The following is an 8,678-nucleotide window of genomic DNA, read 5'->3' as shown; positions in this document are numbered from 1 at the left end:
TAGAAATGCTTTAAAACCTGCATTTATTATTGACAATAATGTCGCATACTGGCATAATCGTCCGTTATTACAAATTCTTAGTGAACTCTATTTATTTCCAATTTATTTGCTGTCATAGGTGATTTATGAAACGTACATTCCAGCCAAGCGTTATCAAGCGCAAGCGCACCCATGGTTTCCGTGCTCGCATGGCAACTAAAAAAGGTCGTCAAGTTTTAGCACGTCGTCGTGCAAAAGGTCGTCATCGTTTAACGGTGTAATATATTATCCTTATTGGATTTTATTTACCGTAAAACTTTAGATGAACCTACATTATATAAATATATAATGTTTACAAGTTCGCAGATTGTTATTAAAAGCACCTAATTATTAGGTGCTTTTTTTGATTATGGCCTGCTTAAATACCTTACTTAAATCTTTATTATCTTTTATCGTATGTTGACTTATCATGACTAAATACTGTTATCCCAAAGCAAAAAGACTATTAAAACCAGCTGAGTTTAAGTCAGTATTTAATCAACCACTATTTAAAGTTCATCAAACTCATTTTATGGCTTTTGCCTATGATGCTGATCAAGATCAAGCAAGGTTAGGCATGGCCATTACCAAAAAAAGAATCCCTACTGCAGTAGCTAGGAATACCATTAAGCGTATTTTGCGCGAACAGTTTCGTCACAAGCATTCTGGTTTACCTGCTTTGGATATAGTGTTTATTTTAAAGAAAACTACTAAAGAACTTAGTAATGATCAAATGCGTGAAGAGATCGATGATCTTTTGGTTAAGATTACTGCTAAGCGACGTAGAATCTTGGCAACTAGCAACTAATACGCCATAGCTGTTATTAAAGTTATTGGTTTATAGCCAATTTTATCTTATGAGAGCTTAAAGCCTTATTTAGACTCTGCTAGGTTTGTCTATAGATAAGGGTATAGAGTAGTTAAGGATCATAGGGTATTAAATAGGAGAAGATATGATGTCCCGTTTTTTCTCACGCCTGCTGTTAACGATTATCAAAAGCTATCAAACCTTTATCAGTCCCGTGTTACCTGCAAGATGTCGTTATTACCCTACCTGTTCAGAATATGGCAAAATTGCGATTATTTGGCATGGACCTTATCACGGCAGTTGGTTATCGCTTAAGCGTATTTGTCGTTGTCATCCTTGGGGTGGTCATGGTATAGACTTTGTGCCGCTACCTTTATATAAATTCAAATTCAAACCAGTTAATAACATTCCAGTTAAAAATAATGATGTTTCACGTGAAACATGCCTTAATCGCCATAGTATTTATATAGATACTGCAAGTTATACGGCTTATCTAAATAATAATTCTAATTATCCCTTAACTTAATATTTATTGTGGCTATTTGGTTAAAATATTGCTCCTATATCATTTATCATCTGTTTTTAGTAAAATAGTCCCCATTTTGTAACTACTTTAAGGGTAAGGTGGCTTCGTTTTGAGGACAAAGTGGCTCTAGAAACAATTACGCAATTAGTTACAAACTAGCCATGGTTGCCATGAATAAAAAGCAATAATAAAGGGCTGTTACGGTGGATATAAACTTAATAAAACCGTATTATCATCTCAATAAATTATTAAATACTTCATTTAGAGTTGTTTAGGACAATCTTATGCAAAAGATACTACGGGTGCTCATCATCATTGCGATGGTGATTACCGCATATTTGTTGGTGCTAGCTTGGCAGAAAGATTATGCCAATGTGCCAGCCACATCAGCAGACGCAGTAACCCCTTCTGTATCCACTTCTACTACTGGTGCGGATATTCCCACCACGACTGGTGATAGTGATATACCTGCATCTGCATCAACCGATTTACCGTCAGGTCAAGTAGGTAACGAAAAAACCGCTGCCAAACAAGGTGACTTAATCAATGTCACTACTGACCGTTATCAAATCAAAATTGATCCTAATGGTGGCGATATCGTCTATGCTGCCTTACGTCAATATAATGCAACCTTAAACAGTAAAAATGCTTTTGTGCTTTTAGAGAATTCGGGCAATCGAGTGTATGTTGCTCAGTCAGGTTTGATTGGTCCTAATGGAATTGATACTGCAGCAGGACGAGCAAAATACAAGTATCAATCGAATAACTATGTGATGCAGCCAGGTCAAAAGAAGCTAGAAGTGCCGCTTACTTATAAACAGGCCGATGGTGTGACGGTAACTAAGACCTTTACCTTCACTGAAGGTAAATATCCTATTAGTGTGAATTACAACATTAATAATACCAGTGGTAAGGATTGGAAAGGTCAGGTTTTTGCTCAGTTAAAACGAGACAGCAGTAAAGATCCTGGTATGGCGGATAAAGGTGTCTTAAGCATGGCCACTTATTTAGGTGGTGCATGGGGTACGCCAGATGACGACTACAATAAATTGAAGTTTAAAAACTTTAATGATGGTGATTTAAAAGCTATTAGCAAGGATGGCTGGGTAGCAATGGTTCAGCATTACTTTGTTTCTGCTTGGACTCCTGAAAACTTTTCTGGTCAGTTCTTCAGTCGTGAAAAAGGTGGTGATTATTTCATTGGTATGAACAGTGAACCTTTTAATGTACCAGCCGCCCAACAAAAAAATATTACTGCAACGTTATATGCAGGTCCAAAAAATCAAGAAAACTTACTAGGATTTGCTCCAGGTTTTGAGAAAACAGTAGACTATGGATGGGCTTGGCCAATTTCTAAGTTTTTGTTTACGATCTTGTCAGCGATTCATAGTGTGGTCGGTAACTGGGGTTGGGCAATTATTGGGTTAACGCTATTGGTTAAAGTTTCCCTAATGTGGATTTCTCACAAGAGCTATTATTCTATGGCTAAGATGCGTGCGATTGCACCACGTCTTCAAACCCTAAAAGAAGAACACGGCGATGACCGTATGAAGATGTCTCAAGAAATGATGGCAATCTATAAAGAAGAGCAAGTAAATCCGATGGCTGGGTGTTTACCGATCTTCATGCAGATGCCTATATTCTTAGGTCTGTACTATATGCTTGTAGAAAGCGTGGAGCTACGTCATGCGCCTTGGATTCTTTGGATTCAAGATTTATCAGCTATGGACCCATGGTTTATTTTACCCATGTTAATGGGTGCCAGTATGTTTGCACAGCAAATGTTCAGTCCTCAACCAACAGATCCTATGCAAGCCAAAGTAATGAAGTTCTTACCGATTATCTTTACTTTATTCATGTTATTCTTTCCAGCAGGTCTGGTATTGTATTGGACAGTGAATAACTTATTTACGATGACGCAGCAGTACTTTGTTAATAAGAAAGTTGAAAAAGAACAAAGAGAAAAAGCGGCAAAAATGGCAAGCTAATTAAACAATAGGCTTGCGCTAACCGAAAGCTTGTTTAATTAATTAAAGCACTTATATGTTTCATATAGGTGCTTTATTTTTATTGATGTTTTTAGTTTAAGTGTTTTGTGCTTAAGTGATTTTTGCTTAAGTGATTTGTGCTTAAGTGATTTTGGCAGATGTATGTGATGCGATTAAAAAATCAACATTGAATATGTTCATTTTAGTACCTATTATAAGGTCTGATATCCGTATATATTTGACGAATAGAAAGCAGTTTTTAAGTGATAAGTTGTGACCATAATCCAAAAAAACTATTGTTAAATGAGCAATAAGCTTATCACTGATTATCCCTAAACTATCAATAAGTACTCAATAAGTACTCAATAAGTACTCAATAAGTACTCAATAAGTAATCATTAAACTATCAAACAAAGGGTCATAAAACTAAGACCTAAATTAGAGTTATTTTATGTCAAATGTTAAAACCATTGCTGCCATAGCGACGCCTTTAGGAAGAGGTGGTGTGGGTATTATTCGTCTATCAGGCCCTAAAGCTTATGATATTGCCTGTCAGCTTACATCAAAGAAAAGTTTTACCCCTCGCTTGGCCATTTTTTGTCGATTTTATAATCACCAACATAATATAATTGATGAAGGTTTGGTTTTATATTTTAAAGCGCCCTATTCGTTCACAGGTGAAGATGTCATCGAGTTACAGGGTCATGGTGGCATAATTTTACAAAACCAACTGTTAGCTCGTGTATTTGAACTCGGAGCGCATCAGGCACAGCCCGGTGAATTCTCTTATCGCGCTTTTGAGAATGACAAGCTTGACCTATTACAAGCCGAAGCTATTGCTGATGCTATTGATGCAACCAGCGCCGCCGCTGCCAGTAGCGCGATTCGCTCCTTAACGGGTCAATTTTCTAATAAAATCAATGATATTTTAGAGTCTTTAATTGAGCTAAGACTGTATGTGGAAGCTTCTATTGATTTCCCTGATGAAGATGACGTGGACTTTTTAAACGATGGGGTAATTGAAAATAAACTCGCTAGTATTCAAGACCGACTTAAAACTATACTTGCCACCGCTCAACAAGGGCAGCTTTTGCGCGATGGGGTTCATGTGGTGCTTGCGGGTCGTCCCAATGCCGGTAAATCAAGCCTGCTAAATAGTTTAGCCGGCCAAGAACGCGCCATTGTTACCGATGTGGCAGGAACCACTAGAGACACTTTACAAGAGTCCATTGTGCTCAATGGACTAACTATCCATCTAACCGATACCGCAGGTCTGCGCGATACCACCGATGCTGTAGAACGTATTGGAATTGAACGCGCCCGAACTGCCATTCATCAAGCGGATTTATTAGTATTGGTACATGATCTATCACGACAGGCAGATCCTCTAGAACTGGCAACAGAGCTGTTTGGTGAAACAGAAACTGGTGTGCCCAATTATAACCCTTCTAAATTGTTGATCATTGGCAATAAAAGAGACCTAATTGAGCAACAGCAGTTATCAAGCATAATAGATAAATTACAGGTTAGTGGCTATGATCAAGTTAATGTTTCATGTGAAACATCGCAAGGCATTGATACTTTAATTAATACTTTATGCGATAAGGTGGGATTTCATCCTCCTGAAAATAGCTTAATTGCCCGTACTCGACATTTAGATGCTTTAAGAAGAACCCAGCAACATTTACAAGACGCATATCTACAACTAGTGGATTATCAAGCGGGAGAATTGGTAGCTGAAAGTTTACGCCAAGCTCAATATAGCTTGGGCGAAATCACTGGAGAATTCAGTGCAGATGATTTGTTAGGTAAAATATTTGGCAGTTTTTGTATTGGTAAATAATTAGTTAATTACTATATATAGCTTAATTGCTACGATTTGATAGATAATGAGCTAATCAACTTAATGATCAAGACTCAGCTTGTAGGGCTTTATAATTAATTAAATTAATCTGATATTAATGAGAACCAACCATGCAGTGTCCTTATTGTAATGCTGATGACACCAAGGTAATAGATTCTAGACTAGCGGCAGAAGGTGCTCAAGTGCGCCGTCGTCGCCAATGCAATCAGTGCCAAGAGCGATTTACCACCTTTGAAGTGGTAGAGGTAGTAATGCCTCGTATCATCAAATCAAACGGCCGTATTGAACCCTATGACTCTCAGAAACTAAGACGCTCAATTCAGTTACCATTGCAAAAGCGCCCCGTCACCTTAGATGAACAAGAGGCCATGATAAGCCGTATTGAAAAGCGTATCCGATATTTGGGTGAGCGTGAAATCAATAGTAAGTCACTTGGTGAGGTGGTTATGAGTGAACTAAAAGAGCTTGACGATGTGGCATATGTGCGTTTTGCAAGTGTTTATAGAGACTTTCAAGATATAGAAGCTTTTCGCCAAGAATTACAAAATATTAAGCCAACTGATAGTAATTAAATTGCTCACAATATGTTAGCGCAGATAGTGTCAATTCTGCTCAGTTTTAGAAGTTTGATAAGTTCAGTCTGCAATTACAGCTAGATCTAAGCCACTTAAGGCTAAAAAAGGTCAATAAGTTATGACGTCTTCCTCTGAAAATCTTAATAACCCCTCTGATATTACTATGCCTTCAATTTCAACAAAAAATGCTATAAGTTTGCCTCCTGTACAATATGATGCCCCAAAGACTGAAGATTATTATTATATGAATTTGGCCATTGAAGAGGCCAAAAAAGGACTTTTTACCACCCGTCCAAATCCTGCAGTAGGCTGCATTATAGTTAAAAATAATCTAATTATAGGCTCTGGATTTCATCCAAAAGCGGGAGAGCCACATGCAGAGGTATTCGCTTTACGAAGTGCTGTACAATCTGTAGAGGGGTCTACAGCCTACGTCACGCTTGAGCCCTGTAGTCATACTGGCAAAACGCCTCCATGTGCTGTAGCTTTAATAAAATCTGGAGTTGCAAGGGTGGTAATAGCGGGACTAGATCCTAATCCCAAAGTGGCAGGAAGAGGGGTGGATTTACTACTAAGTGCGGGCATTAAGGTATGTGTTGGCGTCTGTCAAGATCAAGCAGAACAATTAAATTTGGGTTTTTTAAAGGCGATGCGTTGCCAAATGCCTTATGTTCGCTTAAAAGTCGCTACCAGCTTAGATGGCAGAACCGCAATGGCCTCTGGAGAATCAAAATGGATAACAGGTCCTGCCGCACGAGAAGATGTGCAAAGGTTACGGGCGTTAAGTGGTGCTATCATTACAGGGAGCCAAACTATAATAGAGGATAACCCGAGTTTGAATGTTCGATCTGAACAATTAGGGGTTGAAGTCGGTCAAATCCCACAGCCTAAAGTGGTTATTTTAGATCGACGTAAGCGCTTATCAGGGGTTAAAGGTATAGAACAATCTTATCAAGTTCTACACAATGATAAAGCCATAATATATACCGAAGACGATTTGTCGGTATTGTTACATAGATTAAAGGTTGATTATGATATTTATGATGTATTAATCGAAGCAGGTTCTAAAGTGTCTGGAAGTTTTATTGAAGCTGGCTTAGTAGATGAATTAATTGTTTATCAAGCACCTTGTATTTTAGGTCATAGTGCTCAACCTATGATCACCTTAGATATTGATAATTTAAGTTCACAGCGGCGTTTCACCTTAAAAGAATGTCAGCGAGTAGGTACTGATTTACGACTTAACTTTATAGCCCAGTGAAAGATTTTAATATTTTTATCCACAACTATTGATTAATTATTAAGTTATAACTAGCTTTATTAAAGGGTTTCACATGAAACTGTGGATTAATTAGGTTTCACATGGAACATTAAAACTAGTATAGATGTTTTAAACCCAATAAATACAAGGGTTCCACGTGAAACAAGAATATTATAGATAATATAACCATATTTTTTTTAGGTTGTGGATAACTATAGCTATGTAACCCTTTATGTACATGAAATCAAGTTAATTGAGAAAGTTATCCACAACTAGTTATACCTTATATTTTGTTAGTATATCCATTCTAAATTCTATAAATATTACATGTTAGTATAGTTTTAATAAGCTTATAAAAAGGGGCAAGTATGTTTACAGGTATTATTGAAAGCACTGGTACTATGAGTTCTATTACTGAAGTGGGCGGTGATGTGCGTTTGGTGATAGAGTCTGATAATTTGGATTTTAGTGATGTGAAGCTAGGGGATTCTATCGCCAGTAATGGTATCTGCCTAACGGTAGTAGATATAGACAACAACAGTTATGCAGTAGATGTTTCACGTGAAACTTTGGCCAAAACAGCTATGAACAATTGGCAACCAGGCGATATCTTAAACTTAGAAAAAGCTATGTTGCCTACGACTCGTTTTGGCGGCCACATGGTATCAGGTCACGTAGATGGTGTTGGCACCGTAAAAGTAATGAAAGAAGATGCACGTTCGATATACATTGAAATTGCCATTCCTGAAGCGTTAAAAAAATACGCAGCGACAAAGGGCTCGATCACAGTTGATGGTATTAGCTTGACCACTAACTTGGTCAAAGACAATATTGTGTGCTTAAATATCATTCCACATACTGCTGAGGTGACCAATATAGGTCGTCATTGGAAAGTGGGCGGCCCTGTGAATATCGAGGTGGATTTAATTGCCCGTTACCTTGAACGTCTGACCACTGTGGCGGCTGAATAATTAAGATTATTTAATTTAGATTAGTTCATTTGGCTTAGTTATTTTTTGGCTTAGTTATTTTGGCTAAGATTAAACTGAGACAATATAAAAAGCTATAGGCAATTGAAGCACTTTTTTGCTAATGATTTAGCGACAAAATCAAACCTTATTGGACTAGCCCTTCTTTATAACAAGTAGGGCTTTTTTATGGCTAGTTTAGGATTCATGGCAGGAAGGTCATAATTTCACTATAATGGAGCAAAGGCATGTGCGAACCTCATTTATATTTTGCCCTCCTATTTATATAACCAATATATCGAATGAATATTATGAGTATTGAAAATAAGTCATCTATTAAACAACGCATTATTTTCGCTGGAACTCCTGAATTTGCGGCTATAAGTTTGCAATCCCTCATTGAGCAGCAAAAAGAGCTTAATATCGAGATTGTAGCTGTCTACACTCAGCCAGATCGCAAGGCAGGACGGGGTCAAAAAATTACCGCCTCTCCTGTAAAACAATTAGCACTAAAGCATAACTTGCCAGTTGAGCAACCGCTGACTTTTAAAAAGTCGGTAGCAGAAGGTCAAGTAGCACGTGAAACTTTGGTCAATTATAAGCCTGATGTCATGGTTGTGGCAGCCTACGGTCTCATTTTACCTATTGGTGTGTTACAAACCCCGACCCA

General features: G+C 37.7%; 9 protein-coding genes. All 9 read left to right on the top strand.

Going from position 1 to position 8,678, the window contains the following annotated elements:
• The first annotated feature begins 125 nt into the window (after nucleotides 1-125).
• The gene (rpmH, locus tag QZ265_RS08130; RefSeq protein ID WP_007394757.1) at nucleotides 126-260 is read left to right on the top strand and encodes a 50S ribosomal protein L34; all 135 of its coding nucleotides are present in this window, start codon (nucleotides 126-128) and stop codon (nucleotides 258-260) included.
• Nucleotides 261-448: 188 nt separating this feature from the next.
• Nucleotides 449-826 carry a ribonuclease P protein component gene (rnpA, locus tag QZ265_RS08125; RefSeq protein WP_296405151.1) on the top strand — a complete coding sequence of 126 codons (378 nt, stop codon included), beginning with the start codon at nucleotides 449-451 and terminating at the stop codon, nucleotides 824-826.
• 145 nt (nucleotides 827-971) lie between these two features.
• Nucleotides 972-1,352 carry a membrane protein insertion efficiency factor YidD gene (gene yidD, locus QZ265_RS08120; protein WP_296405147.1) on the top strand — a complete coding sequence of 127 codons (381 nt, stop codon included), beginning with the start codon at nucleotides 972-974 and terminating at the stop codon, nucleotides 1,350-1,352.
• Nucleotides 1,353-1,636: 284 nt separating this feature from the next.
• Nucleotides 1,637-3,340 (top strand): membrane protein insertase YidC, encoded by a 1,704-nt coding sequence (gene yidC, locus QZ265_RS08115; RefSeq protein ID WP_296405145.1) that lies wholly within the window; start codon nucleotides 1,637-1,639, stop codon nucleotides 3,338-3,340.
• A gap of 451 nt (nucleotides 3,341-3,791) precedes the next feature.
• Nucleotides 3,792-5,183 (top strand): tRNA uridine-5-carboxymethylaminomethyl(34) synthesis GTPase MnmE, encoded by a 1,392-nt coding sequence (gene mnmE / locus QZ265_RS08110; RefSeq protein ID WP_296405144.1) that lies wholly within the window; start codon nucleotides 3,792-3,794, stop codon nucleotides 5,181-5,183.
• A 131-nt stretch (nucleotides 5,184-5,314) separates the two neighbouring features.
• On the top strand, nucleotides 5,315-5,776 hold the full coding sequence (gene nrdR / locus QZ265_RS08105) for a transcriptional regulator NrdR (protein WP_296405142.1): 462 nt from the start codon (nucleotides 5,315-5,317) through the stop codon (nucleotides 5,774-5,776).
• A 121-nt stretch (nucleotides 5,777-5,897) separates the two neighbouring features.
• Nucleotides 5,898-7,040: a bifunctional diaminohydroxyphosphoribosylaminopyrimidine deaminase/5-amino-6-(5-phosphoribosylamino)uracil reductase RibD gene (gene ribD, locus QZ265_RS08100; protein WP_296405139.1), complete on the top strand. Its 1,143-nt coding sequence runs from the start codon at nucleotides 5,898-5,900 to the stop codon at nucleotides 7,038-7,040.
• Between the two features lie 368 nt (nucleotides 7,041-7,408).
• Entirely contained in the window at nucleotides 7,409-8,011 is a 603-nt protein-coding gene (locus QZ265_RS08095; protein WP_296405138.1) for a riboflavin synthase, read from the top strand.
• Nucleotides 8,012-8,319: 308 nt separating this feature from the next.
• On the top strand, nucleotides 8,320-8,678 hold a 359-nt coding region (locus QZ265_RS08090), incomplete at its 3' end, for a formyltransferase family protein (protein WP_296405135.1).

Source organism: Psychrobacter sp. (genome assembly GCF_018260395.1).
In the GTDB taxonomy this organism is placed as follows: domain Bacteria; phylum Pseudomonadota; class Gammaproteobacteria; order Pseudomonadales; family Moraxellaceae; genus Psychrobacter.
This window is presented reverse-complemented; position numbering and strand designations above follow the sequence as displayed.